At 66.0% G+C, this 26291-nt stretch carries 21 protein-coding genes; 16 read left to right on the top strand and 5 right to left on the bottom strand.

The genetic code is table 11. From position 1 onward, the window contains the following. Nucleotides 1-61: 61 nt before the first annotated feature. Nucleotides 62-1318, bottom strand: coding sequence for an NADP-dependent isocitrate dehydrogenase (gene icd, locus AWB83_RS22240; protein WP_087047779.1), 1257 nt, complete (start codon nucleotides 1316-1318; stop codon nucleotides 62-64). A 214-nt stretch (nucleotides 1319-1532) separates the two neighbouring features. Between icd and AWB83_RS22245 the strand changes: the two genes are divergently transcribed. The 10 genes from AWB83_RS22245 to AWB83_RS22290 all read left to right on the top strand — a co-directional run bounded on the left by AWB83_RS22245 (nucleotide 1533) and on the right by AWB83_RS22290 (nucleotide 12654). Beyond that, nucleotides 1533-2108, top strand: a complete 576-nt coding sequence (locus AWB83_RS22245; protein WP_087047780.1) for a pseudouridine synthase — start codon at nucleotides 1533-1535, stop codon at nucleotides 2106-2108. Nucleotides 2109-2490: 382 nt separating this feature from the next. Further along, nucleotides 2491-2700, top strand: a complete 210-nt coding sequence (locus AWB83_RS22250; RefSeq protein WP_087047781.1) for a hypothetical protein — start codon at nucleotides 2491-2493, stop codon at nucleotides 2698-2700. A gap of 189 nt (nucleotides 2701-2889) precedes the next feature. Beyond that, nucleotides 2890-3432, top strand: a complete 543-nt coding sequence (locus AWB83_RS22255; RefSeq protein ID WP_087047826.1) for a DUF192 domain-containing protein — start codon at nucleotides 2890-2892, stop codon at nucleotides 3430-3432. A 226-nt stretch (nucleotides 3433-3658) separates the two neighbouring features. Next, the gene (gene fusA, locus AWB83_RS22260) at nucleotides 3659-5764 is read left to right on the top strand and encodes an elongation factor G (RefSeq protein WP_087047782.1); all 2106 of its coding nucleotides are present in this window, start codon (nucleotides 3659-3661) and stop codon (nucleotides 5762-5764) included. A 92-nt stretch (nucleotides 5765-5856) separates the two neighbouring features. Next, nucleotides 5857-6339 (top strand): cupin domain-containing protein, encoded by a 483-nt coding sequence (locus AWB83_RS22265; RefSeq protein WP_087047783.1) that lies wholly within the window; start codon nucleotides 5857-5859, stop codon nucleotides 6337-6339. A gap of 144 nt (nucleotides 6340-6483) precedes the next feature. Further along, entirely contained in the window at nucleotides 6484-8148 is a 1665-nt protein-coding gene (locus AWB83_RS22270; RefSeq protein ID WP_096059384.1) for an ABC transporter substrate-binding protein, read from the top strand. Nucleotides 8149-8170: 22 nt separating this feature from the next. Next, nucleotides 8171-9202, top strand: a complete 1032-nt coding sequence (locus AWB83_RS22275) for an ABC transporter permease (RefSeq protein WP_087047784.1) — start codon at nucleotides 8171-8173, stop codon at nucleotides 9200-9202. Next, nucleotides 9199-10062, top strand: coding sequence for an ABC transporter permease (locus AWB83_RS22280; RefSeq protein ID WP_087047785.1), 864 nt, complete (start codon nucleotides 9199-9201; stop codon nucleotides 10060-10062). Before AWB83_RS22275 ends, AWB83_RS22280 begins: the two co-directional genes overlap by 4 nt. Continuing rightward, nucleotides 10059-12128 carry an ABC transporter ATP-binding protein gene (locus tag AWB83_RS22285; RefSeq protein ID WP_087047786.1) on the top strand — a complete coding sequence of 690 codons (2070 nt, stop codon included), beginning with the start codon at nucleotides 10059-10061 and terminating at the stop codon, nucleotides 12126-12128. Before AWB83_RS22280 ends, AWB83_RS22285 begins: the two co-directional genes overlap by 4 nt. Nucleotides 12129-12231: 103 nt before the next feature. Then, entirely contained in the window at nucleotides 12232-12654 is a 423-nt protein-coding gene (locus AWB83_RS22290; protein WP_087047787.1) for a hypothetical protein, read from the top strand. A 23-nt stretch (nucleotides 12655-12677) separates the two neighbouring features. On the opposite strand, the gene AWB83_RS22295 is transcribed toward AWB83_RS22290, so the two are convergent. From AWB83_RS22295 to aspT (AWB83_RS22305), 3 genes are read right to left on the bottom strand one after another with little or no spacing between them, the layout of a single operon-like run. Next, nucleotides 12678-13523 carry an aldo/keto reductase gene (locus tag AWB83_RS22295; RefSeq protein ID WP_087047788.1) on the bottom strand — a complete coding sequence of 282 codons (846 nt, stop codon included), beginning with the start codon at nucleotides 13521-13523 and terminating at the stop codon, nucleotides 12678-12680. Nucleotides 13524-13581: 58 nt separating this feature from the next. Next, nucleotides 13582-15273 carry an aspartate-alanine antiporter gene (aspT, locus tag AWB83_RS22300; protein WP_087047789.1) on the bottom strand — a complete coding sequence of 564 codons (1692 nt, stop codon included), beginning with the start codon at nucleotides 15271-15273 and terminating at the stop codon, nucleotides 13582-13584. Nucleotides 15274-15277: 4 nt separating this feature from the next. Then, nucleotides 15278-16960 (bottom strand): aspartate-alanine antiporter, encoded by a 1683-nt coding sequence (gene aspT / locus AWB83_RS22305; protein WP_087047790.1) that lies wholly within the window; start codon nucleotides 16958-16960, stop codon nucleotides 15278-15280. Between the two features lie 500 nt (nucleotides 16961-17460). Between aspT (AWB83_RS22305) and AWB83_RS22310 the strand changes: the two genes are divergently transcribed. After that, nucleotides 17461-18459, top strand: a complete 999-nt coding sequence (locus AWB83_RS22310; RefSeq protein WP_087047791.1) for a LysR family transcriptional regulator — start codon at nucleotides 17461-17463, stop codon at nucleotides 18457-18459. A gap of 79 nt (nucleotides 18460-18538) precedes the next feature. Next, nucleotides 18539-19558 carry a 2-hydroxyacid dehydrogenase gene (locus AWB83_RS22315; protein WP_087047792.1) on the top strand — a complete coding sequence of 340 codons (1020 nt, stop codon included), beginning with the start codon at nucleotides 18539-18541 and terminating at the stop codon, nucleotides 19556-19558. Nucleotides 19559-19578: 20 nt separating this feature from the next. Here the strand turns inward: AWB83_RS22315 and AWB83_RS22320 are convergent, their stop codons facing one another. Further along, nucleotides 19579-20085 (bottom strand): plasmid fertility inhibition factor family protein, encoded by a 507-nt coding sequence (locus AWB83_RS22320; RefSeq protein ID WP_087047828.1) that lies wholly within the window; start codon nucleotides 20083-20085, stop codon nucleotides 19579-19581. Between the two features lie 235 nt (nucleotides 20086-20320). Here AWB83_RS22320 and AWB83_RS22325 point away from each other — a divergent pair, with 235 nt between their 5' ends. The 4 genes from AWB83_RS22325 to pdeM are packed head-to-tail and all read left to right on the top strand — an operon-like array spanning nucleotide 20321 to nucleotide 26288. Continuing rightward, a complete protein-coding gene (locus AWB83_RS22325) occupies nucleotides 20321-21376 on the top strand; it encodes a ligase-associated DNA damage response exonuclease (protein WP_087047829.1) in 1056 nt (351 codons plus the stop codon). Further along, nucleotides 21373-23028 carry an ATP-dependent DNA ligase gene (locus AWB83_RS22330; RefSeq protein WP_087047793.1) on the top strand — a complete coding sequence of 552 codons (1656 nt, stop codon included), beginning with the start codon at nucleotides 21373-21375 and terminating at the stop codon, nucleotides 23026-23028. Before AWB83_RS22325 ends, AWB83_RS22330 begins: the two co-directional genes overlap by 4 nt. Further along, the gene (locus AWB83_RS22335; RefSeq protein WP_087047794.1) at nucleotides 23025-25625 is read left to right on the top strand and encodes a ligase-associated DNA damage response DEXH box helicase; all 2601 of its coding nucleotides are present in this window, start codon (nucleotides 23025-23027) and stop codon (nucleotides 25623-25625) included. The genes AWB83_RS22330 and AWB83_RS22335 overlap by 4 nt, the downstream gene beginning before the upstream one ends. After that, the gene (gene pdeM / locus AWB83_RS22340; RefSeq protein WP_087047795.1) at nucleotides 25626-26288 is read left to right on the top strand and encodes a ligase-associated DNA damage response endonuclease PdeM; all 663 of its coding nucleotides are present in this window, start codon (nucleotides 25626-25628) and stop codon (nucleotides 26286-26288) included. It begins immediately after the preceding gene. Nucleotides 26289-26291: the final 3 nt, after the last annotated feature.

Here is a 26291-nt window from a genome sequence, read left to right on the forward strand (position 1 = left end):
AACCCCGGAAAGCGTAGGCCTTCCGGGGTTTTTATTTACCATGCCGAACTGAGGTGAGTCCTCACATATGCTCGATCATCACCTCACCGAATCCGGAGCATGAAACCTGGGTCGCGCCTTCCATCAGTCGTGCGAAATCGTACGTGACGCGCTTGGACAGAATCGACTGCTCCATCGACGAGATGATCCGGTCCGCCGCCTCGAACCAGCCAAGGTGGCGCAGCATCATTTCGGCGGAGAGAATTTCCGACCCCGGATTCACGTAATCCTTGCCAGCGTACTTCGGCGCCGTGCCGTGCGTCGCCTCGAACATCGCGACCGAATCCGACATGTTGGCGCCCGGCGCGATGCCGATGCCGCCCACCTGCGCCGCGAGCGCGTCCGAGATGTAATCACCGTTCAGATTGAGCGTGGCGATCACGTCGTATTCGGCCGGGCGCAGCAGGATCTGCTGGAGGAACGCATCGGCGATCACGTCCTTGACGACAATGTCGCTGCCCGACTTCGGATTCTTGACCTTCATCCACGGGCCGCCGTCGATTAGCTCCGCGTTGAATTCCTTCTGCGCGAGCGCGTAGCCGTAGTCACGGAACGCGCCCTCGGTGAACTTCATGATGTTGCCCTTGTGCACGAGCGTGACGGAGCGGCGGTCGTTGTCGATCGCATACTGGATCGCCTTGCGCACGAGCCGCTCCGTGCCTTCGCGCGACACGGGCTTGATGCCGATTCCCGATGAATCCGGGAAGCGGATCTTCTTCACGCCCATCTCTTCGCGCAGGAATTTGATGATCTTCTTCGCCTCGGGCGATTCCGCCGGCCATTCGACGCCCGCGTAGATGTCCTCCGAGTTCTCGCGGAAGATCACCATGTCGATTTTCTCGGGCTCGCGCACCGGCGACGGCACCCCCTTGAAGTAGCGCACCGGGCGCAGGCATACATACAGATCGAGTTGCTGGCGGAGCGCCACGTTCAGCGACCGAATGCCGCCGCCGACCGGCGTCGTGAGCGGCCCCTTGATCGACACGAGGTAGTCCTTCACCACGTCGAGCGTCTCGTCCGGCAGCCACACGTCCGGACCGTAGACCTTGGTCGCCTTCTCGCCCGCGTAGATTTCCATCCACTGAATCTTGCGCTTGCCGCCGTAGGCCTTTTCCACCGCCGCATCGACGACCTTGATCATCACCGGCGTGATGTCGACGCCCGTGCCGTCGCCCTCGATGTACGGGATGATCGGCTGATCGGAAACGTTGAGCGAGAAATCCGCGTTGGCGGTGATCTTGTCACCGTCCGCCGGAACCTTGATGTGCTGATACGGCATGGTCGACTCCAAATGAGGCCGGACTTGAATGGAAGCAAACTGGACAGAGCGCGCAACGCGATGCGGCAAACGCGGGCGTCGCCGCACGCGAGGATAGCCAGAACATCATTCTAACCATGCTGGCGCGCGGGCGCGCGGCGCAAGATGCCTCATGCTCATGCATTAAGATGCCGGATTCGATCACGCCACGCGCCTTCACACTTTCCCGTTTTCGATGTCACTCATCGCCCTGAACAAGCCGTTCGGCACCATCTGCCAATTCTCCGCGCATGAAACGCGCGCGTCGCTCGGCGACTGGGTGAAGACGCCGGGCGTGTATCCCGCGGGCAGGCTCGATGCCGATAGCGAAGGTCTGCTGCTGCTCACCGATGACGGCGCGCTTCAGGCCCGCATCGCCGAGCCGCGTCACAAGCTCGTCAAGCGCTATTGGGCGCAAGTCGAGGGCGCGCCCGACGACGCCGCGCTCGCGCGTCTCGAGCGAGGCGTCGATCTCGGCGACTATGTGACGCGCCCATGTCGCGCGGCGTTCGTCGCGGACGAGAACATCGACGCGCTCTGGCCGCGCAATCCACCGGTCCGCTATCGCGCCGCGATTCCGACGACGTGGATCGAGCTCGCCATCACGGAAGGCAAGAACCGGCAAGTCAGGCGCATGACGGCGGCCGTCGGTTATCCGACGTTGAGGCTCGTGCGCGTGGCCGTCGGCGCGCTCGACCTCTTCGCGCTCGGACTCGCGCCCGGCGAGTCCATCGAAGTGCCTCCGCGCGCGCCGTGGCAACGCATTGGTTGAATTGCATTCAACTATCTCGAAAATAGGCGGCCTTTGCCATTGGGTCATCGCGCTTAAACGCCGTGTCATGAAGATCGGTTAGCGCCTTTCACGCTTTGACAAATTTTTTTGGGCTGCTGCGCAATTCTCGATAAATCCGCGTCAACCGACTCCTCGCACGATGCGTTAAGGGCCTCAGATGCCGCGCAAAGCTATCCGGCATGAGCGAATAGCCGATTACAACAACCTGTGTGCTCCAGGGAGTTTGAAAGGTTCAACGTTCACGGTCGAATCGAATTCAATTTATCGATATGACTGTCAACCGAAAGGTAGGTGGCTCGTTTACCGAGATGACTCAATGACCGGGTCGTTTGGTTAATTAACTCAAGCTGAGGATTCACAGATGAACAAACTGATTGCTGCTCTCGTCGCTGGCCTGTTCGCAACCGCCGCTTTCGCACAAGAAGCTTCGGCACCGGCTGCTGCTGCTCCGGCAGCTGCTGCTTCGTCGGCTCACAAGTCGGCTCACAAGAAGTCGCACAAGTCGTCGAAGAAGTCGCACAAGAAGGCAGCCGCTGCTTCGGCACCGGAAGCCGCTTCGGCAGCTCAGTAAGTTCGTTGTAAGACGCGGTATAGCGAAGTCAAGAACGAGCGTTACCGCCGTCTTTACGGCGTTGAAGGGCAGACGGCCGCAAGGCGTCTGCCCTTTTGTCTTGCGCCTTTGTCTTGAATCTGCGCATCGAGTAACATGCGCGGGGCCGCCGGTGTTCCGGCGCAACCATCGTCCTGGAGGAGCATCGTCGTGAGTCTGTTGTTGCGTGCCTTGGTGTCTACATTCGGGTCGGGCGTTTCGCTCAGGCGTTCGCGCTTCGCCGCCGTCGTCCGCGCGTGCGTGATCGCATCGACGCTGCCGTTCGCGGCACTCCCGCTCGCGCAGGCGCAGACCATGCCGCCGGGCGCCAAGCAGCCGTCCGACTTTCCGCGCGCGAAGCTCACGGCGGGCATGTACGTGATCGACGCCGCCGTCGCCGCGACCGATGCCGACCGCGAGCAGGGTCTCATGTATCGCACGCAGCTTGGAGCCAACGAAGGCATGCTCTTCGTGTTCAACGAGAACGCCGTGCATTGCTTCTGGATGAAGAACACGCTGATCCCCCTGTCGATCGCATTCATCCGCGCGGACGGCACGATCACCGACATCGACGAGATGCAGGCCGAAACCGAGAACAATCACTGCCCGCGCAACAATGGCGTGTACGCGCTCGAAATGAGCAAGGGCTGGTTCGCGGCGAAGGGCATCAAGCCCGGGATGCAGCTCAAGGGCCTGCCGCGGGCACAACAGTGAGGGCTTCCGCGAGCCGCGCGCTTCGATGAGGAAAACCGGCGGCCGCGCCGGTTTTTTTTCGCCCGCGCCGCGCGCCGAGCGCCTTCCAGCGGGCTGGCAGGATTCCTGCAAAGAGCCTGCCGACGCGCTATCCTAAAAAGATTCGGCGCGACGCCGGCGAGCCGCTCGCCGCGCCGATGGTCGCCGCCTGGCAGACCACGGGTCGACATATCAACAGGAGGTTCACGTGCCCCGCAAGACTCCCATCGAGCGCTATCGGAACATCGGGATCAGCGCTCACATCGATGCCGGCAAGACCACGACTACCGAGCGCATCCTTTTTTACACCGGCGTGACGCACAAGATCGGCGAGGTTCACGACGGCGCGGCCACGATGGACTGGATGGAGCAGGAGCAGGAGCGCGGCATCACGATCACGTCCGCGGCCACGACGGCCTTCTGGAAAGGCATGGCCGGCAATTATCCGGAGCATCGCATCAACATCATCGACACGCCGGGGCACGTCGACTTCACCATCGAAGTCGAACGCTCGATGCGCGTGCTCGACGGCGCATGCATGGTCTATGACTCGGTGGGCGGCGTGCAGCCGCAGTCCGAAACCGTCTGGCGCCAGGCGAACAAGTACAAGGTGCCGCGCATTGCGTTCGTCAACAAGATGGACCGCGTCGGCGCGGACTTCTTCCGCGTGCAGCGGCAGATCGGCGAGCGTCTGAAGGGCGTCGCGGTGCCGATCCAGATTCCCATCGGCGCGGAAGAGCACTTCCAGGGCGTCGTCGATCTCGTGAAGATGAAGGCGATCGTCTGGGACGACGAAAGCCAGGGCATCAAGTTCACCTACGAGGAGATTCCCGACAACCTCAAGGAACTCGCGCACGAGTGGCGCGGAAAGATGGTCGAGGCCGCAGCGGAAGCGAGCGAGGAGCTGCTCGAAAAGTACCTGGAAGACCACGAGAGCCTGACCGAGGAAGAGATCAAGAGCGCGCTGCGCAAGCGCACCATCGCCAACGAGATCGTGCCGATGCTCTGCGGCAGCGCGTTCAAGAACAAGGGCGTGCAGGCGATGCTGGACGCGGTGATCGACTACCTCCCCTCGCCCGTCGATGTTCCCGCGATTCTCGGCCACACGGAGGACGACGAGGAAGCGGAACGCCATCCGAGCGACGACGAGCCGTTCTCCGCGCTCGCCTTCAAGATCATGACCGACCCGTTCGTCGGCCAGCTGATCTTCTTCCGCACGTATTCGGGCGTGGTCAATTCGGGCGATACGGTCTACAACCCGGTGAAGGAAAAGAAGGAGCGCCTCGGCCGGATCCTGCAGATGCACGCCAACGAGCGCAAGGAAATCAAGGAAGTGCGCGCGGGCGACATCGCGGCGGCCGTGGGTCTCAAGGAAGCGACGACCGGCGACACGCTGTGCGATCCGAATCACATCATCATCCTCGAGCGGATGATCTTTCCTGATCCGGTGATCTCGCAGGCCGTCGAGCCGAAGACCAAGGCCGACCAGGAGAAGATGGGCATCGCGCTCAACCGTCTCGCGCAGGAAGATCCGTCGTTCCGCGTCGCGACCGACGAGGAATCCGGCCAGACCATCATCTCCGGCATGGGCGAGCTGCATCTCGAAATTCTCGTCGACCGGATGAAGCGCGAGTTCGGCGTCGACGCGACGGTCGGCAAGCCGCAGGTCGCCTATCGCGAGACCGTGCGCAACAAGGTCACGGATGTCGAAGGCAAGTTCGTCAAGCAGTCGGGCGGACGCGGCCAGTACGGCCACGCGGTGATCTCGCTGGAACCCGATCCGGGCAAGGGCTACGAGTTCGTCGACCAGATCAAGGGCGGCGTGATTCCGCGCGAATTCATCCCGGCCGTCGACAAGGGAATTCAGGAAACGCTGAAGGCCGGCGTGCTCGCGGGCTATCCGGTGGTCGACGTGAAGGTGACGCTGACCTTCGGTTCATACCACGACGTCGACTCGAACGAAAACGCGTTCCGCATGGCCGGCTCCATTGCGTTCAAGGAAGGTATGCGCCGCGCGAAGCCGGTGCTGCTCGAACCGATGATGGCCGTCGAAGTCGAAACGCCCGAGGAATTCATGGGCAACGTGATGGGCGACCTGTCGGGCCGGCGCGGCATCGTGCAGGGCATGGAGGACATCGCGGGCGGCGGCGGCAAGCTCGTGCGCGCGGAAGTGCCGCTCGCGGAGATGTTCGGCTATTCCACGTCGCTGCGTTCGCTGACGCAGGGCCGCGCGACCTACACGATGGAGTTCAAGCACTACGCGGAAACGCCGTCGAACGTGTCGGAGGCGATCATCAACTCGAAAGCGAAATAAGAGACGCTCCGAAAACCGTGTAGCATCGAAGTCCGTTGCTGGCTGGTTGGTGGCGGCAACGGACTTTTTCTATCCGCAGACGATAAACCGCTATGAGCGACCCACATCATCACACTGATTGGCGCGAGCACGGCGTCAAGGTCATCAAGGGCGATCAGCTCGACACCAACACCCCGCAGACGCCGGGCATGAACCGCGCGGCCGCGATCAACGCGGCGCGGGTGGGCGCGCAGAAAATCTGGGCCGGCACGGTCACGATCCATCCGAATGCGAAGACGGGCGCGCATCATCATGGCGCGCTCGAGAGCGTCATCTATATCGTGCGCGGCCAGGCGCGCATGCGCTGGGGCGAGCACCTCGAGTTCACCGCCGAGGCCGGGCCCGGCGACTTCATCTTCGTGCCGCCCTACGTGCCGCACCAGGAAATCAACGCCAGCACCGACGAGCCGCTCGAATGCGTGCTGGTGCGCAGCGACAACGAAGCGGTGGTGGTGAATCTCAATATCGATGCCGTGGAGACGCCCGAGGAAGTCTATTGGGTCGATCCGATTCACAAGCATCCGCACGACCACTGAAGCGGGCGATCGATCGCGCGGCGATGATGCGGCGCGCAACTTGCTGTCCCGCAAAGACGCGGCGGCGCTTTTCGGCGCGGCTAGACTGGTCGCTCGCCCGGCGCACGAACCCGGCGAGCGCGACAACTACAACATCCGCACACGATGAAGAAATCTTCGACCGACGCGCATCTCCTCGAACAGGTTCGCCCGCTTGCGGGCGAGTTGGGCAATCACGCGATCGACGAGTTCACGGCCGGACGCCTCACGCGCCGCGAATTGCTGCGCCATGCGAGCGTGCTCGGCTTTGCCTTGACCGCAGGCGGCATTCTCGGGATGCCGGGTGCGCGCGCCCAGGGCGCGGGCAAGCCGGGCGGCACGATCCGCGTCGCGCATCTGATGCCCGCGGGCGCGGTCGATCCGCTCACCGTCACCGATGCGGCGGGTCTCGCGCTCATCAATCAGACGGGCGAATTCCTGATCGACGACGACAGCGAGCATCTCGCCCTGCGGCCTGCGCTCGCGCTGTCGTGGTCTTCGAATGCGAAGGGCGACGTGTGGACCTTCAAGCTGCGCCCGAACGTGAAGTTCCACGACGGCCAGCCGATGACGGCGAAGGATGTCGTCGCGACCTTCAACCGCCTGTCCGACCCGGGCGCGGGGTCGGCCGCGCTCTCGGTGCTGAAGGGCGTGCTGTCGAAGGATTCGGCGAAGGCCGTGGACGACCACACCGTCGAGTTCCATCTCGATGCGCCCAACGGCAATTTCCCGTATTACGTTTCCTCGAATACGTATAACGCCGTGATTCTGCCGGCGAATTTCAGCGGGCCGTACGAAAAGACCTTCATGGGCACCGGTGCGTTCAAGCTGGAGAAATACACGCCGAAGGTCGGCGCGTCGTTCGTGCGCAATCCCGACTACTGGGGCGAGAAGGCGCTGCCCGAGCGCGTGAGCTTCTCGTTCTACGCCGACCAGCAGGCGCAGCTTCTCGCGATGCAAGGCCGCCAGGCCGACGTGATGGGCGACTTCACCGTGCAGGGCGGCGTCTCCGTGCTGACGAATCCGCAGTTCAAGGTGCTGGGCACGAAGTCGAGTTCGCATCGTCAGATGCACATGCGCTGCGACATGGGGCCGTTCAAGGACAAGCGCGTGCGCCAGGCGCTGGCGCTCGCGATCGACCGCGAAGTCATCGTGAAGGGCCTGTTCCGCGGCCGCGCGCAGGTGGGCAACGACAGCCCGTTCGCGCCGGTGTTTCCGTCGAGCGACCTCACCGTGCCGCAGCGCAGGATCGATGTCGCGAAGGCGAAGCAGCTGATGAGCGAAGCGGGCGTCGCGAACGGCTTCGACATCACGCTCACGACCGAGAAGTACATGGAAATTCCCGATCTCGCGGTCGTCGTGCAGAACGCGGCGAAGGCGATCGGCATTCGCATCCAGTTGAAGGTGGAGAGCCAGGACCTCTATTACGGATCGGGCACGTTCGGCAAGTCGGACTGGCTCGATTCGCCGCTCGGCATCACGGATTACGGGCATCGCGGCGTGCCGAACGTGTTCCTGAACGCGCCGCTCACGAGCGGCGGCACCTGGAACGCGGCGCACTTCAGGAATCCGGAGTATGACAAGCTGGTCGCGCAGTTCGTCGCGGCGCTCGACGTCGCCTCGCAGAAGAAGCTCTCCGGCCAGATCCAGCGTCTCCTGCTCGACGAAACGCCGGTGGTGATCCCCTACTTCTACGACCAGTTGATCGTCACGCGCGCCAACGTCTCCGGCGTGCGCTTCAACGCCATCTCGCAGATGTGGTTCGACCGCGCGACGGTGGCGGCGGGTTGAACGCAGCAAGGAGGTCCGTACGATGAGCACGGTTACGCCAACGACCCGCATCGGCACGCCGCGCAACGGCTCCGCGAAGACGCGGCGCGTCGTGCGCTTCATCGGCGTGCGGGTGCTGCTCGCGCTCGTCACGCTGTGGCTCCTGTCGATGATCGTCTTCGCCGGCGGCCAGCTGCTGCCCGGCGACGTCGGCCGCGCGATCCTCGGGCCGCTCGCCGATGCGCGGGCGGTTGCGGCGCTCAATCATCAACTGGGCGTGGACCGGCCGCTTCTCACGCAATATTCGAGCTGGATCAGCCACTTCCTGCGCGGCGACATGGGCGCGTCCTACGCGTTCCGCGCGCCGGTCGCGCCGTTCATCGCGGGCGCGCTGTGGAACTCGGCAAAGCTCGGAGCGCTCGCGTTCGGCGTCGTGGTGCCGCTCGGCATCGCGGGCGGCGTGTACGCGGCGCTGCACGCGGGACGCTGGATCGACCGGCTCATCAGCATCGGCGGCCTCACCGCGACGGTCGTGCCGGAGTTCGTCTCGTCGATCGTGCTGATCCTGATCTTCGGCGTGTGGCTGCAGTGGCTGCCGATCGAGGCGACCGCGCCCGCCGGCGCGGGCATCCTCACGCAACTGGAACATCTGATCCTGCCGGTGCTGCCGCTCGTCTTCGTGTTCTTCGGCTATATCGCGCGAATGGCGCGCGCCGGCACCGTCGAGGCGCTCGATGCCGACTACACCCGCACCGCGATTCTCAAGGGCCTGCCGCAGCGCGTCGTGATTCTCCGGCACGTGCTGCGCAACGCGCTGCTGCCGACCATCACCGTCGCCGCGACGCAGCTCGGCTACATGATCGGCGGCCTCGTCGTCGTGGAGACGCTGTTTCACTATCAGGGCATCGGCTCGCTCATCTACAACGCCGCGCGGGCGAAGGACTTTCCGATGCTCGAGGCGGGCGTACTCACCATCGGCGTGATCTACACGGCGGCCAATCTGATTGCGGACGCGCTCTACGTCGTGCTGAACCCGCGCCTGCGCACCGCCGATTCGTCGGGGGATTCGCCATGAGCACGACCACCGCCGCCCCGGCGCCCGTCAAGCCGCGCCGCTTCGAAGCGCTCGGCGCGCTCATGCGCTCGGGCACCTTCGACATCGGCGTGCTGATCCTGCTCTTCTGGGTGCTGTGCGCGCTCTTCGGGCACTGGCTGGTGCCCCACGATCCGTACGCGTCCGATCCGCTCAATTCGCTTGGCCCTCCTTCCGCCGATCACTGGTTCGGCACGGATCAGCTGGGCCGCGACGTGTTCGCGCGCGTGATCGTCGGCTCGCGCGACATCCTCACCATCGCGCCGCTCGCGACCTTGCTCGGCACGGCGGCGGGCACGGCGATCGGGCTCGTCGTCGGCTATTTCGACGGCTGGGTCGATGCCGCCATCGGACGGGTGATCGATGCGCTGCTCGCGCTGCCGCTCGTGATCGTCGCGCTGCTCGCGCTCGCGGCGGTCGGGGCGAGCAACACGACGGTGATACTCGTCATCGGCCTCACCTTCGCGCCGATCACCGCGCGCACGGTGCGCGCCGCCGTGCTCGGCGAGCGGCATCTGGACTATGTGCTCGCGGCGCAGCTGCGCGGCGAGAACGCGCTCTACATCATGTTCGCGGAGATCCTGCCGAACGTGCTGCCGCCGATCATCGTCGAGGCCACCGTGCGCCTCGGCTACGCGATCTTCGCGGTCGCGACGCTCTCGTTCCTGGGCTTCGGCATCCAGCCGCCGTCCGCCGACTGGGGCCTCGCGCTGTCCGAAAGCTATACGCTGATGGCGGGCGGCGCGTGGTGGACGGTCGTGTTCGACGCCGCGGCGATCGCATCGCTCGTCGTCGCGGTGAATCTCGTCGCGGATGCCGTGCAGGGAGTGCTCGACCGATGAACGGACCGCCGCCATCGGCTTTTCCCACCTTCGGCGCCGCCAAGGGCGATCAGGCCGACGCGCTCACGATCGTCGGCCTGACGGTGTCCTACCGCTCGCGCGGACGCGAGCGCGAAGTGCTGCAGGACGTGACGCTGCGCGTGAAGCGCGGCGAGACGTACGGGCTCGTCGGCGAATCGGGTTGCGGCAAGTCCACCGCGGCGCTCGCGGTGCTGCGTTATCTGCCGCGAAACGGCCGCGTGAAGGCGGGCAGGATTTCGATCGGCGGGCGCGACGTCGCCGCGCTCGACGCCGACGCGTTGCGCGGCATGCGCGCAAGCGCCGTGTCGATGGTGTACCAGGATCCGGGGCGCGCGCTGAACCCGTCGCTCACGATCGCGCGTCAGGTATCCGAAGCGTTCGAAGTGACCGGCGTCTCCGCCGACGACGCCATCGCCCGCACCGCCGACATGCTGAGGCGCGTGCGCATCGCCTCGCCGGAACGGGTGATGGAAAGCTATCCGCATCAGCTGTCGGGCGGCATGCAGCAGCGCGTCGTCATCGCGATGGCGCTCGCGTGCAATCCCGAGCTGCTGATCCTCGACGAGCCGACCACCGGGCTCGATGCAACCGTCGAAGCCGAAGTGCTCGATCTCATCGTGCAGCTGCGCGCGGAGCTCGGCATGGCCGTGCTCTTCATCAGCCACAACCTCGCCGTGATCGGGCGCATGTGCGATCGCGTAGGCGTGCTGTACGCGGGCAAGCTCGTCGAGGAAGGCGCGTCCGCCGATGTCTTCGCGCAGCCCCGGCATCCGTACACGGTCGGCTTGTTGCGCTGCCTGCCGCGCGAGGGCCGCAGCAAGGAAACGGGCCGCCTCGACACGATTCCCGGCTCGCTGCCGCTGCCGGGCTCGATCACGCAGGGCTGCATCTTCGCGCCGCGCTGCAAGCTCGCGGACGAGCGCTGCCTGAGGGACGCGCCGCCGCCGTATCGCGTGGCGTCGGCGCACGGCGATCAGATGGCGCGCTGCCACTATCACGAACGCGCGGAAACCCTGCCGCGCTCGACCGACGAAGCGCCGGTGCCCGTCGCCAACGGCGAGGAACTGCCGCTCGCGCTCTCGGCGCGCAATCTCTCGAAGACCTTCCGCGTCGGCGACGAGGACGTGCGCGCCGTCCACGATGTCTCGCTCGATCTCGTGCAGGGCGAAACGCTCGGGCTCGTCGGCGAATCGGGCAGCGGCAAGACGACGCTCGCGAAGCTGCTCCTGGGCCTCGTGTCGCCCGACAAGGGCGCGACGCTCGAACTCGACGGCGCGAGGCTGCCCGAGCGCGTGACCAGGCGCAGCGGCGAGCAGGTGAAGTCGCTCCAGATCGTCTTTCAGAATCCCGATTCCGCGCTGAACCGCGCGCATTCGGTGCGGCGGCTGATCGCGCGGTCGCTGTCGAAGCTCGCCGCGCTGCATGGCCAGGCGAAGGAAGAACGCCTGCGCGCGCTGACCGAAGCCGTGCGCCTGCCGGAGCGCTATCTCGGCTCTCGCACACGGCAACTGTCGGGCGGGCTCAAGCAGCGCGTCGCGATCGCGCGGGCCTTCGCGGGCGACCCGCGCGTGGTCGTCTGCGACGAGCCGACTTCCGCGCTCGACGTCTCCGTGCAGGCCGCGATTCTCAACCTGCTCGCGGACCTGCAGCGCGAACGGCGCGTGAGTTACGTGTTCATCTCGCACGATCTGCATGTCGTGCGTTATCTCTCGGACCGCATCGCCGTGCTGTATCTCGGGCGCATCATGGAGATCGGCCGCGCCGCCGATGTCTTCGACGGCCCCCAGCATCCGTACACCGAAGCGCTGCTGTCGTCGGTGCCGGCACTGGACGCGGCGCACGCGAAGCGCATCCGGCTGTCGGGCGAGTTGCCGAGCGCGGCGAATCCGCCGTCGGGCTGCGTGTTCCACACGCGCTGCCCGCGCAAGATCGGCGATATATGCGAGACCGAAACGCCGCCGTGCCGCGATGCGGGCAACGATCACGCGATCCATTGCCATATTCCCGTCGACGAACTGCGTGCGCTGCAACGTCAGGAAAGCTGATCCTGCGCAATCGGCAAGCGGCGCATGAGGCGGTCACCGGAACCAAAGCGGCTTCGCACGTCTCTCATCGGTTCGATGTCCGACAATAAAGAGGATTCAACCGGTGAAACCCGCCCTTTCCATCGCGCTCAGCGCAGGTCTGACTTTCGCCGTCGCGCTGGCCGCGCACGCGCAGACGCCGCCGCAAGCCCCGACGCCCGGCGCGTCGGATCCGACCTTCTCGGCCTATTCGCTCGCGCAGCAGTGCGCCGCGAAGTCCGACAATACCGCGCAAGGGCAATGTGTCGGCGCCGTGCGCGGCATCGTGCGCGGGTATCAGTACGGCGTGCTGTTCCTGTCGCAGCGCGCGTCGCTGTCGGATGGCGAGACCCAGAGCGTCTCGCTGTGCCTGACGGACACGAAGGTTTCGTCGATCATCGACGACTTCCTCGCCGACGCGAAACAGGTCGACGAAGCCGATCTCAAGCGCACGCCCGCGGAAGTCGCGGTGCTCGGCTCGGTGCACGCGCATCACGCGTGCACCTGATGCGCACCTGAGCGCGCGCGGCCTCAGAGCATCTCGAGCGAGCGCTTCGACCTCGGCGGCCCGAACTGCTGGTCGATGTCCGCGAGTTCTTCGGCGGACAGTCGCAGGTCGAGCGCCGCGCGGTTCTCGCGCACGTGCGCGACGTCGGCCGCCTTCGGAATCGCGAACACTTCGGGCTGCAGCAGCACCCACGCGAGCGCCACCTGAAACGCCGACACGCCGCGCGCCGCCGCGATCCTTTCCAGCGCGCCGCCGCGCGGCAGGCGAGCGTGATCGACGGGGCTATAGGCCATCGCCGGCATGCGGTGCTCGCGCAGCCACGGCAAGAGATCGAACTCGGGCCCGCGCCGCGCGACGTTGTAGAGAATCTGATCGGTCGCGCAGGCGTCGCCGCCATCGAGCGAGAACAGTTCCTCCAGGTCGTCGGTGTCGAAGTTGCTCACGCCCCAGTGACGGATCTTGCCTTCGCCCTTCAGCTTTTCGAAACCGGCTACCACGCCTTCCAGATCCTCGCCCCCGCGCCAGTGCAGCAGATAAAGATCGATGCGGTCGGTCTTCAGGCGCTTCAGGCTGCGCTCGCACGCGGCCTGCACGCCGCGCTCGCTGCCGTTGTGCGGATACACCTTGCTCACGATGAAGAGCTCGTCGCGCACATCGCCGAGCGCCTCGGCGATGAGCTTCTCGCTTTCTCCGTCGCCGTACATCTCGGCGGTATCGATGAGCGTCATGCCGAGCTCGACGCCTTCGCGCAGCGCAGCGATTTCGCTCTTGCGCGCGTTCGGGCGCTCGCCCATTTCCCACGTGCCCTGGCCGAGCTTCGGAATCGCTTCGCCTGTCGGCAGCGTGACGGTCGGAACGGATCGGGTCATTGCAAGCCTCCTTGTGTGTCCGACGATTATGGCGCAAGGCGCACGCCCGCGGCCGCGCTCAAACCAGGCCGACGACGAGCGGTCCGAGCAGCGTCAGCAACACGTTGGCGAGCGCGTAGGTGATGGCGAACGGCACGGTCGGCACCGCGCTCTCCGCCTTGTCGAGCACGCCGCCGAACGCCGGGTTCGCGCTGCGCGATCCGGTGAGCGCGCCCGCGAGCAGCGCGGCGTTGTCGTAGCGCAGCACGTAACGGCCGAAGAGCATCGTCAGGAGGAGCGGGAACAGGGTGACGAACACGCCGAGCAGGAAGATCGTCAGCCCGCTCTGCTTCACCGTCACGACCGCCTGCAGCCCGGAATTCAGGCCGACCACCGCGACGAACGCCGCGAGCCCGAAATCCTTGAGCAACTGCGACGCGGCCGGCGGCATGACGCCGTACATCGGATGCTTGCCCCGCAACCAGCCGAACAGGAGGCCCGCGAGGAGGCAGCCGCCGCCCGAACCGAGCGTGAGCGGAACGCCGCCCACGTCGACGACGACGAGCCCGATCAACAGGCCGAGCACGATGCCCACGCCCATGTAGATGAAATCGGTCTTGTCGGTGTACGGCAGTTCGTAGCCGGCGGCGTCCACGGCGCGCTTCGTGTCCTGCGGCGAGCCGTAGAACGTGATGACGTCGCCGTGCTCGAGGCGCGTCTGCGGCAGCACCGGCAGCGGCTGACCGGCGCGCGCGATGTCGTGGATATAGACGCCGTGACGCATGTCGCGATCGACTCGCGCGCGCACCGCGGCGATCGTCGTGTGATTCATGCCGCGCTTCGTGAACACGCCCTGGCGCTTCTGCATGACGACGCTGATGCCGTCCGTATCCGCGACTTCCTCGCCGATGTGCGCGGCCGCGCTCACCATCACCTCGCGCCGCCCGACGACGAGCACGATGTCGCCCGTCTCCAGCGTGATGTCCGGGCGCGGCTCGAGCGCACGGCCCGCGCGCCGGATGCGCTCGACGGTGATCAGGTCCTGGTCGTCCACTTCGATGTCGGCGACCGTGCGCCCTGCCGCGCCACCGTTCGCCACGCGATAGGCGCGCCCGACGAGCGCCGGTAGCGCGGAAATCTGTCCCGGGCCGGGTCCGGCGGCGCCGCCGGCGAGCGCCTTCTCCGCCTCGATCGACGCTTCCTTCAGGCTTTGCCCCATGAACTTCGGCAGGATGTTCACGCAGATGATGATCGCGCCGAGCGAGCCGAACACGTAGGTCACGGCATACGCGATCGCCACGTCGGCCTGCAGCGCCTTCGTCTGGTCGGCGGGCAGGCCGAGCCGCGCGATGGCGTCGCCCGCCGTGCCGATGATCGCCGATTGCGTGAGCGCCCCGCCCGCGAGCCCGGCGGCAAGCCCCTTGTTCAGCCCGAAGACCTTCGCGCAGACGATCACGCTGAGAAGCGCCGTCACCGCGAGAAACACCGCCATCGCGATTTCGCGCAGCGTCTTGCGGTTGATCGAATTGAAGAACTGCGGGCCCGAGTCGTAGCCGACCGCGTAGATGAAGACGGCGAACATCACCGATTTCACGCCGTTGTCGATCTGCACGCCCGCCTGGCTCACCACCACCGCCGCGATGAGCGAGCCGCCCACGCCGCCCAGCTGGAACTTGCCGAAGTTGATCTGGCCGATCAGATAGCCCGCCGCAAGCGACAGGAAGAGCGCCGATTCCGGCGACTTCTGGAAGATGTCGTGAAGCCAGTCCATGGCGTCAGCCCAGTTTGCCGGCCAGCCCGACGATCACCGGCCCGAGCAGCGGCAGCAGCACGTTCGAAAGTGCATAGGTGATCGTGTAGCCGATGACGGGCGTCGCGTTGCCCGTCACGCCGACGAGCGCGCTGATCGCGGGCGTGCTGCATTGCTGGCCGGCGATCGCGCCGAGCAGCATCGGCACTTCGAGCTTCAGCAGCCAGCGTCCGATGAAAAGCGACGCGAGCGCCGGCCCGAGCGTGATGACGATGCCCGCGACCGGCAGCGCGATGCCGTATTCGCGGATGAGCCGCAGCGCATCCGCGCCCGCCGACAGTCCGACCGCCGCGATGAACGTGCAGAGGCCGAAGTCCTTCAGGATCTGCGCCGCCGCCGACGGCAGCGAGCCGATCAGCGGATAGCGCGAGCGGATCCAGCCGAACAGGAGGCCCGCGAGCAGGCAGCCACCGCCCGTGCCAGGCGTGAGGTCGATGCCGCCGACGTGCGCCGACAATCGCCCGATCCCGATGCCCAGCAGCACGCCGAGCCCGAGAAAGACGAAGTCGGTTTTCCGCGTCGCGCGAAGCATGTAGCCGAGCCGGGCGGCGCCGCGCGCGACGTCTTCCTTGTTGCCGACGAGCGTCAGCACGTCGCCGCGCTGCAACTGCGTGCCGGATAGTGCGGGAATCGTGCTGTCGAGACGCGTCACGGCCGCGACGAACACGCCGTGCGCGTCGGCGGGCGCGGCGCGGGCGCGCACCTGCGCGAGCGTGAGGCCGTGAATCGCGCGCTGCGTGAGCATCACATCCACACGCTCGACGAAGACATCCGAGACGCCGCCGCTGAACACCTCCTCGCCGATCGCGGGAATCGCCTCGATGAGCGCCTCGCGCCGCCCGCCGACCACGACGCTATCGCCCGCCTTCAGGACGACCGGGGCCTGCGGCTTGATGATCGAGCGGTCGCGCTGCACGCGTTGCACGCTGATGTTGTAGCCGAAGCGCTTTTCCAGTTCGCCGATGGTGCTGCCCGCGCCCGTCGTCACCCTGAGCTCGCGTCCGGCGAGCGGCGGCGCGGCAGGCGTCTGCGCCTCGCCGAGTGCGCCGTCGCCGCCGAGCTTGCGCCAGACGCGCTCCGCTTCGTCGCGCAGGTTCACGCGCAGGATGAGCGGCGCGAACTGGCTCGCGAAAAGCACGATCGTGACCAGACCGAACAGATAGCTCACGCTGTAGGCGGTGACGATATTCGCCTGCAGACGCGCCGTGTCGGCGGCCGGCAGTCCGAGCCGGTTGATGGCCTCGGAGGCCGTGCCGATCACGGCCGATTCGGTCGCCCCGCCGGCGAGCAGTCCGGCCGCGGTTCCCGCATCGAGCTTCAGCACGACGACGGCGCCGAGCACGAGCGCGATCACGACGACGATCTCGACGATCGACAGCGCGCCGTAACGCCATCCGCGTCCGATATTCGCGAAGAATTGCGGGCCGCCGGTAAAGCCGAGCGCGAAGATGAAAAGCGCGAAAGCGATGTTCTTGAGGTCGGGCGAAATACGCGCACCGCTTTGACCGAGGATCAACGCGACGATGAGCGTGCCGCAAACGCCGCAGAGCTGAATTGGACCAAGCTTGAACGAACCAATGAAATAGCCAATCGCGAGGCTGGAAAACAGAGCGATCTCGGGCTGCGCGGAAAGCAGATTCAATATCATGGGATCGACAATTTTTATTGGTAATCGGAACGCGTTCGCCGTACCTTGGTCGTTAAGCAATCGTCTCGGCGCGTAATCTTCACGAAAGAAATTAATCGATATATCAGGACCGATAAATAAAAGCTTTTATTCGAAGGCTTGATATATCAGTTCGAAAAAGGCGCGATTATTTCCATAAAATGCGGTTTTTTAAACATTTCCGACATATATCAGAAGACATTCAACAAAACGGCCATCTCCTTCAACTGAAATAATCCAGCCTTTCAATGCGCCGCCGCTTTAGGAATGACGCCTCGGACCGCGCGAATGCACGCGTTTTAAGGATCGAACCGAATTACCCCAAAAAATCAGCATCGGCATCCTAAATTTTATGATCTGGATATTGCAATATCCGGATTCTGTCAATATTATCGGCTTCACAGGTTGTTCAATAACTGGACACACGCTCGTCATAAGGCGTAGGTCCGGACCGTGTGGCACAACTCTGAGAGGGCACCAAGATGAATCAGATCCATGCAATGCGCGTCTTCGTGCGCGTGGCGGACACGGAAAGCTTTCGCCGCGCCGCTCAACAACTCGACGTCTCGAATGCGCTGGTCACCCGCGCAATCGCCATGCTCGAAGCGCATTTGAGAACCCGCCTCATCAATCGCACCACCCGCAACCTTTCTCTCACCGAAGCCGGCACGCGTTATCTGGAAGGCTGCCGCGCGCTGCTCGAGGAACTGGATCATCTGGAGTCGACCGTCACGCACACCGAGGGCGAACCGAGCGGCACGCTGCGCGTCGTCGCGTCGAGCGCGCTCTCGCTGCTCACGCTGACGCCGCTCATCGACGGCTTCCGCAAGCTCTATCCCAAGGTCAACGTGCGCCTGACGCTCGCCGAGCGGCATGTCGATCTGGTCGAGGACGGCTATGACGTCGGCATCGTCACGGCGTTCATGGTGTCGAGCACCGCGCTCATCGAGCGTCCCGTCGGCACCAACGCGCTGGTTCCGGTCGCCACGCCGGCATTCGTCGCCGAACATGGCATGCCCGCTGCGCCCGCGGATTTGCAAACGTTATCTTCGGTCGGATTGCCGAATGAAATGCGCAGCCAGACCTGGCATTTCCGTCATCGCCACGGCGCCGCCGACCAGATCACGCTCGCGCCGGTGTATACGGTCAACAACGGGCTGATGGTCCGTCTCGCCACCTTGAAGAGCATGGGCTTTTCGATCCTGCCCGAAGGCATCGTGCAAACGGATCTGAAGGAGGGCACGCTCGTTCGCCTGCTGCCCGATTACACGATCGACGACCCGGACATGAAAGTTTCGATCGTCTATCCGGGGCGTCAGTATCTGCCTGCCAAGACACGCTTCTTTATCGACTATGCTCTGGACTATCTGAGCCGGGAATTCGCGGCCGCCTCCGGTCGCCCCGACGACATCATCAGGTCGTCCATGCCGCCGCTCGTGTCCGTGCCGAGAACGAGCAGCGTGTCGGCGACCGCGAGCTGACGCCACGCGCGGCCGACCGGAAGCACGGACGGCCGCCGCGGGCGACACGACCCGCCGGACCCACACTTCGCCCGAAACGATGCCCGCTCCGAACGCCACCCGCCTCATTCTCTTCAGCAGCCGCCAGTACGACGCCGACACCTTCAGGCAAGCCAACGAGGCATTCGGCGTCGAACTGGATTTTCAGGAAGCGCATCTCGACGCGCAGACCGCCATCCTCGCGAGAGGATTCACGGCAGTCTGCCCGTTCGTCAACGACGGCGTCGATGCCGCCGTGCTCGAAAAGCTCCACGAGGGCGGCACGCGTCTCGTGGCATTGCGCTCGGCGGGATTCAATCACGTCGATCTGCACGCCGCGAAACGTCTCGGCATCACGGTGACGCGCGTGCCCGCATACTCGCCGCACGCGGTCGCGGAGCATGCGGTCGGCATGATCCTCACGCTGAACCGGCGGCTGCATCGCGCGGTGGCGCGCACGCGTGACGGCGATTTCTCGCTCAACGGCCTGCTCGGCTTCGATCTGTACGGCAAGACCGTCGGCGTGATCGGCACGGGCATCATCGGACGGGTGTTCGGCAACATCATGGCCGGCTTCGGCATGCAGGTGCTCGCCTACGATCCCGGCCCGCCCGCCCAGGATCTGCTCGAGCGCGGCGCGCGTTATGTCGGGCTCGACGAGCTGCTCGCGAACTCGGACATCGTCTCGCTGCACTGCCCGCTCCTGCCGTCCACCTATCACCTGATCGACGAACACGCGCTTGCCCGCATGAAGCGCGGGGCGATGCTCATCAACACGGGGCGTGGCGGGCTCGTCGAAAGCAATGCGTTGACCGGCGCGCTGAAAAGCGGGCAACTGGGCCATCTCGGCCTCGACGTGTACGAGGAAGAAGGCGGCCTCTTCTTCGAGGACCATTCGGACAGCCTGCTGCAGGACGACGTCCTTGCGCGCCTGCTCACGTTTCCGAACGTCATCATCACGGCGCATCAGGCGTTCTTCACGCGCGAGGCGCTGATCGAGATCGCCTCGACCACGCTCGGCAACGTGAAGGCATGGGAAGCGGACGCGCCGCGCAACGTCGTGGACGTGCCGCAGGACTAGGCGCTTGTTCCGCGCGGCACTCAGGTTTCGCCGTACTCGGCGCTCGTGGTGTCGGGCGCGGCGCACATCTCGCGCAACAGCGGCGCCTCGCGCTCATGCACTTCGACCGGCATGCACAGTGCGCCGGCGTAGGCCATGTATCTCGCACGATGCTGCCCGTTGCGAAACGCGACCACCCCTTCCCGATGCACGCCGAGAAGCCCGAGCAGGCCGGGCGAGCGCCGCACGCTGATCGTCACGTACGGCATTTCCGGCACGCGGGGGTTGTCGGGGTCGAGAAACTCGCGGATGCCGCGCACCTTGCCCGCGTGCCAGTCGCTGACGGCTTTGAGCACGTAGTCGGTGTCGTCGCGGTCGGCGCATTCGAGGAGTTTCCTGACGTCGACGAGCACGACCTGATGGCGCGAGCCATAGTCGTTGAAAACCCGTTTCAGGCGCACGAAGTCGTACTGCGGATGGCCCTGGAGCCTCACGATCCAGACCGCTTCTGCGGCGGTCGGCGCAACCATCGTGTCCATGTTCGGCATAAGAAGAAGACTGCGCCGCGCGCGCCCCGTGCGCGCGTGTTTCGCAAGCAAATGGTCCTGAACGAACGGCGCTAAACAAACGCTCGGGCCAATTAAACTTTTACACCCTAGTCGCGATTCATGAAAGCGCCGTGACGGGCACGTGGCGTGCTTTTGTTGCCAGAATCGAACACTCCGGCATTGCACGATAGTGCGCGCGTCACGCGGCCGTCGTGCACGCATCCTTGAACGATACGTGAACACTTCTTCCGATCTCATCGTCGCGCGACCCGAGGGCCTTTTCTGTGTTCCGGGCCACTTCCATATCGACCCGTGGCGCCCGGTGGAACGCGCGGTCATCACGCATGCCCATGCGGATCATGCGCGCTTCGGGCACGCGCGTTATCTCACGGCCGAACCGGGTGTCGGCGTGCTGCTTTCACGGCTGCCGGGCATCGACGTCCAGGGGCTCGCCTACGGTGAAGCAATCGACGTGAACGGTGTGCGCGTGTCGCTGCATCCCGCCGGGCACGTGCTCGGCTCGGCGCAAGTGCGCGTCGAGCACAAGGGGCGCGTATGGGTCGCGTCGGGCGACTACAAGGTCGAGCCCGATCCGACCTGCGCGCCCTTCGAACCCGTGCGCTGCGACACGTTCATCACCGAGTCGACATTCGGATTGCCGATCTACCGCTGGGAAGGCGCGCGCGAGGTCTTCGACCGCATCGATTCCTGGTGGCGGCACAACGCGGCGCAGGGACGCGCGTCGGTGATCTTCTGCTATTCGTTCGGCAAGGCCCAGCGCATTCTCGCGGGCGTCGACGCGGCCATCGGTCCGATCTTCTGTCACGGCGCGGTCGAGCCGCTCAATCGCGCATACGCGCAAGCGGGCGTCGCGTTGCCGCAGACGCGCCTCGTCAGCGCGATACCCGCGAAGGACAAGACGGCATTCAAGGGCGCGCTGATCGTCGCGCCGCCGTCCGCGCAAGGCAGCCCTTGGATGCGCCGCTTCGGCGATTACAGCGACGCCTTCGCCTCGGGCTGGATGCGCCTGCGCGGCACGCGCAGGCGGCGCGGCGTCGATCGCGGCTTCGTGCTCTCGGATCACGCCGACTGGCCCGGCCTGCAATACGCGATCGGCGCGAGCGGCGCGGAGCGCGTGATCGTCACGCACGGGCAAGTCGAGCCGATGGTGCGCTGGCTCACCGAGCAAGGCCTCGACGCGGGCGCCTTCCGCACGGAATACGGCGACGACGCAATCGAAGCCGACGCCGCCGAAAGCGTCCCGCAGAATACGGAGCGCGCCGCGCAATGAAACGCTTCGCGACGCTCTACGCCGCGCTCGACGCGACGACATCGACCAACGAGAAGCTCGAAGCGCTGATCGCGTACTTCGCGGGCGCGGAACCGGAAGACGCCGCGTGGGCGTCGTACTTTCTCGCGGGCGGCAAGCCGCGCCAGTCGGTGCCGACGCGCCTGCTCACCGAATTCGCCCGCGAACGCGCGGGCTTGCCCGAATGGCTTTTCGAGGAGTCGTATCAGGCGGTCGGCGATCTCGCCGAGACCATTGCGCACGTGCTGCCGCCGGCGTCGCGCGAATCGTCGCTCGGGCTCGCGCAATGGATCGAGGAGCGCGTGCTCACGCTGCGCGGCGCGAGTCCGGCCGAGCTGCGCGAGCGCTTGCTGAGCTACTGGGACGAACTGAACTGGAGCGAGCGATTTCTGCTGACGAAGCTGATCGGCGGCGGCTTTCGCGTGGGCGTCGCGCGGCAGCTCGTCGTGCGCGCGCTGGCCGAAGTCGCGGGCGTCGATCACAAGCGCATCGCGCAGCGCATGGTCGGCTGGACCGATTCGCGCGAGAAACCGAGCGCCGCGCGCTATCTGCGCCTCGTCGCGCCGGCCGCGGAAGGCGACGACGTCGACACGCCGCACGAAAGCGACATCGGCCTGCCCTATCCGTTCTTTCTCGCGCATCCGCTGCAGGCCGATCCGGCGACCCTGGGCTCCACTGCCGACTGGATCGTCGAATGGAAGTGGGACGGCATACGCGCGCAGCTCGTCAAGCGCGCGGGCCGCGTATGGATCTGGTCGCGCGGCGAGGATCTCGTCACCGAGCGCTTTCCGGAACTCGCGTCGCTCGGCGCGGCGCTGCCCGATGGCACCGTGATCGATGGCGAAATTCTCGCGTGGGAGCCGGGCGCGAGCGCGCCGTTGCCGTTCGCGCGATTGCAGCCGCGCATCACGCGCAAGTCGCTCACGAAGAAAGTGCTCGCCGATTCGCCCGCGGCGCTGCTCGCCTACGATCTGCTCGAAGCCGATGGCCGCGACCTGCGCACCGAGCCGCTCGAATCGCGGCGAGCAACCCTCGACGCGCTCGCGTCAGTCCTGGCGGTCGACTTGCTGCGCGTGTCGCCGATGGTCGTCGCATCCGGCTGGCAGGCCCTCGCCGCATTGCGCGACGAAAGCCGGGCGCGCGGCGTCGAGGGCCTGATGCTCAAGGAGCGCAGCTCGATGTACGGCGTCGGCCGCACGAAGGCGTCGGGCACGTGGTGGAAGTGGAAGATCGACCCCTATTCGATCGACGCCGTGCTGCTCTACGCGCAACGCGGCCACGGCAGGCGCGCGAGCCTCTACACGGATTTCACCTTTGCCGTCTGGGACGAAGCTGACGGCGTGCGCACGCTCGTGCCGTTCGCGAAGGCCTACTCCGGCCTCACGGACGAAGAGATGCGACAGGTCGATGCGATCGTGCGCAAGACGACCATCGAGAAGTTCGGGCCGGTGCGCAGCGTCACGCCCACGCTCGTCTTCGAGATCGGCTTCGAGGGCATACAGGCGAGCCCGCGGCACAAGTCGGGGATCGCGGTGCGCTTTCCGCGCATGCTGCGCTGGCGCACCGACAAGGCGATCGAGGACGCCGACACGCTCGATACGCTCAAGGGCTTTCTGAACGAGGCCATGGCATGAACGCGCCCGAGCCGACGGACAAGGAAAGGCGCCGCGCGCCGCGTCCTCGCCGCGTGCCGCGCACGCGCGCCGCTCAGGCCAGGCTCGACGCGGCCGCCGCGCTCTTCACGCCCGCGCCTTTCGAATACGACGAGAACGAAGCCGCGAAACCGATCGACGAGCGCATCGCGCGCTGGTTCGACGAGCGCGGCTGGCAGCCGTTCGAATTCCAGCGCGAAGCGTGGCGCGACATTCGGCGGGGCGCGAGCGGCCTGCTTCACGCAACGACCGGCGCGGGCAAGACCTGGGCCGTGTGGCTCGGCGCACTCGCCGCCCATGCCGCTGCGCCGCCGAAGCCGCATGCGCTGCCCGCGCCCCTCACGGTCCTCTGGATCACGCCGATGCGCGCGCTCGCCGCCGACACCGCCCGCGCATTGCAGACCGCCGTCACGGCGCTGTCCGTCCCGTGGACGGTCGGGCTGCGCACCGGCGACACATCGTCGGGCGAACGCGCGCGCCAGAACCGCCGCATGCCGTCCGCGCTCGTCACGACGCCCGAAAGCCTCACGCTGATGCTGACCCGCGCCGACGCTCGCGACGAGCTTTCGCATGTGCGGCTCGTCGTCGTGGACGAATGGCACGAACTGCTCGGCAACAAGCGCGGCACGCAGACACAACTGGCGATCGCCCGGCTCGCGCGCTGGCGCCCCGATCTGCAGATCTGGGGACTTTCCGCGACGCTCGGCAATCTCGCCCTGGCGCACGAAGCGCTGCTGCATCCCGTGCGCACGCCGCGCGTCGTCGTGCGCGGCGCGCAGCCGAAGACGCTCGTCGTCGATACGCTCATTCCCGAGACCATCGAGCGTTTTCCATGGGGCGGGCATCTCGGCGTGCGGCAGGTCGGTCCCGTCGCCGATGAAATCGATCGCGCGCGAAGCTCGCTCGTCTTCACCAACACGCGCTCGCAATCCGAAATCTGGTATCGCGCGCTGCTCGAACTGCGGCCGGACTGGGCCGGCCTGCTCGCGCTGCATCACGGCTCGCTCGACAAGGACGTGCGCGACTGGGTCGAACTCGGTCTCAAGAACGGGCAACTGAAGGCGGTCGTGTGCACGTCGAGCCTCGATCTCGGCGTCGACTTCCTGCCGGTCGACCGCGTGTTCCAGATCGGCTCGCCGAAGGGCGTCGCGCGGCTCATGCAGCGCGCGGGACGATCGGGCCACGCGCCGGGCCGCGTGTCGCGCGTGACGATCGTGCCGACGCACGCGCTCGAACTCGTCGAAGCCGCGGCGGCGCGCTGGTCGATCCGGGAGCATCGCATCGAAGGACGCGACATGCCCCTGAAGCCGCTCGACGTGCTCGTGCAGCATCTCGTGACGGTGGCGATCGGCGGCGGTTTCACGCCCGGCGAGATGCTCGACGAAGTGCGCACGGCCTACGCCTATCGCGATCTCACGCAGGCCGAATTCGACTGGGCGCTCGCGTTCGTCGAACGCGGCGGCGCGTCGCTCGCGGCGTATCCGGACTTTCATCGCGTCGTCAAGGGTGACGACGGCGTATACCGCGTGCCGCGCGAGGACCTCGTGCGCCGCCATCGCAACAACGTCGGGACGATCGTTGCGAACGCAACCATCGACGTCGCGTACGTGACGGGCGGGCGCGTCGGCGCGATGGAGGAGTCGTTCATCTCGCGCCTGAAGCCCGGCGATGTCTTCACCTTCGGCGGACGGACGCTCGAACTCGTGCGCGTGCGCGACATGACCGCCTACGTGAAGCGCGCGACCTCCTCGCGCGGCGCGATGCCGCAATGGGCGGGCAGCAAGATGCCGCTCTCGTCGGAGCTGGCGCAAGCCGCGCTCTTGATGCTCGCGCGCGCCAACGACGGCATCTACGACGAGCCCGAGATGCGCGCCGTCGAACCACTGCTCGACTTGCAGGCGAAGTGGTCCGCGCTGCCGGGGCCGGGCGTGCTCGTCGTCGAACGGGTGCGCTCGCGCGAGGGGCATCACTTCTTCTGCTATCCGTTCGCGGGGCGCATGGCGCATATCGGGCTGGGGTCGCTGATCGGCTGGCGCGCGGCTCGCGATCAGCCGGGCACCTTCTCCATTTCGATGAACGACTACGGCTTCGAACTGCTGTCGGCACGGCCGTTCGATTGGGAGACGCTCATCGCCGAAGGCCTGTTTTCGCCGGACGATCTGGAGCACGACATTCTCGCGAGCCTGAACGCATCCGAGCTTTCCGCGCGGCGCTTTCGCGAGATCGCGCGCGTGTCCGGGCTGATCGATCAGGGCCATCCCGGGCGGCAGAAGAGCGCGCGTCAATTGCAGGCGTCGAGCGGCCTGTTCTATGAGGTCTTTCGCAAGCACGACAGCGGTAATCTCCTGCTCGCGCAGGCCGATCAGGAAGTCATGTTGCAGGAACTCGAACTCGGCCGCATCCGCGCGGCGCTCGAACGGATGAGCGAAAGCCGGCTCGTCCTGACGCACCCAAAAAAACCGACGCCTTTTGCGTTTCCGCTGATCGTCGCGCGCCTGAGGGAGAAGGTGAGCACCGAGAAACTGTCGGATCGCGTCGAGCGCATGCTCGCGGACCTCGAAAAGGCGGCAGGGGCGTAAATGGCGACCGAAGCGCTGACGATCGATGTGAACGGCCGCGCGCTCGCACTCTGCGCCGAACGCGCGGCGTTCGATCCGCTCGCGAAGAGCCTGTTCATCGCCGATGCGCATTTCGGCAAGGACGCCGTGTTTCGCGCGCGCGGCATTCCGGTGCCCGCCGGCACGACCGCCGAGAGTCTCGCGCGGCTCGATGCGCTCGTCGCGACGCATCGTCCGGAGTCGATCGTCTTTCTGGGCGATCTGCTTCACGCGCGCGAATCTCATGCCGATGAAACGCTCGACGCACTCGCCACGTGGCGGGCGAAGCATCGCGCATTGCGGCTCGTGCTGGTCGAAGGCAATCACGACAGGCATGCGGGCGCGTTGCCCGCCGCGTTCGGCGTCGACGTCGTGAAGGAGCCGCACATGCTCGGGCCGTGGGCGCTTTGCCATCATCCGCAGACGGTGGACGGCGCCTACGCGCTCGCAGGCCACGAGCATCCGGTGTATCGGCTCGCGACGCGCATCGACAGCGTGCGCCTGCCGTGCTTTCGCTTCGGCTCGCGCGCGGGCGTGCTGCCCGCGTTCGGCGCGTTCACCGGCGGATTCGAAGTGAACGGCAGTTTGCGCGGCGAAATGGTCTATGTCGTCGCGCAGGAGCGCGTGTTCGCCGTGCGCGCGTGAGCG

The organism is Caballeronia ptereochthonis, assembly GCF_001545075.1.
Lineage (GTDB): Bacteria > Pseudomonadota > Gammaproteobacteria > Burkholderiales > Burkholderiaceae > Caballeronia > Caballeronia ptereochthonis.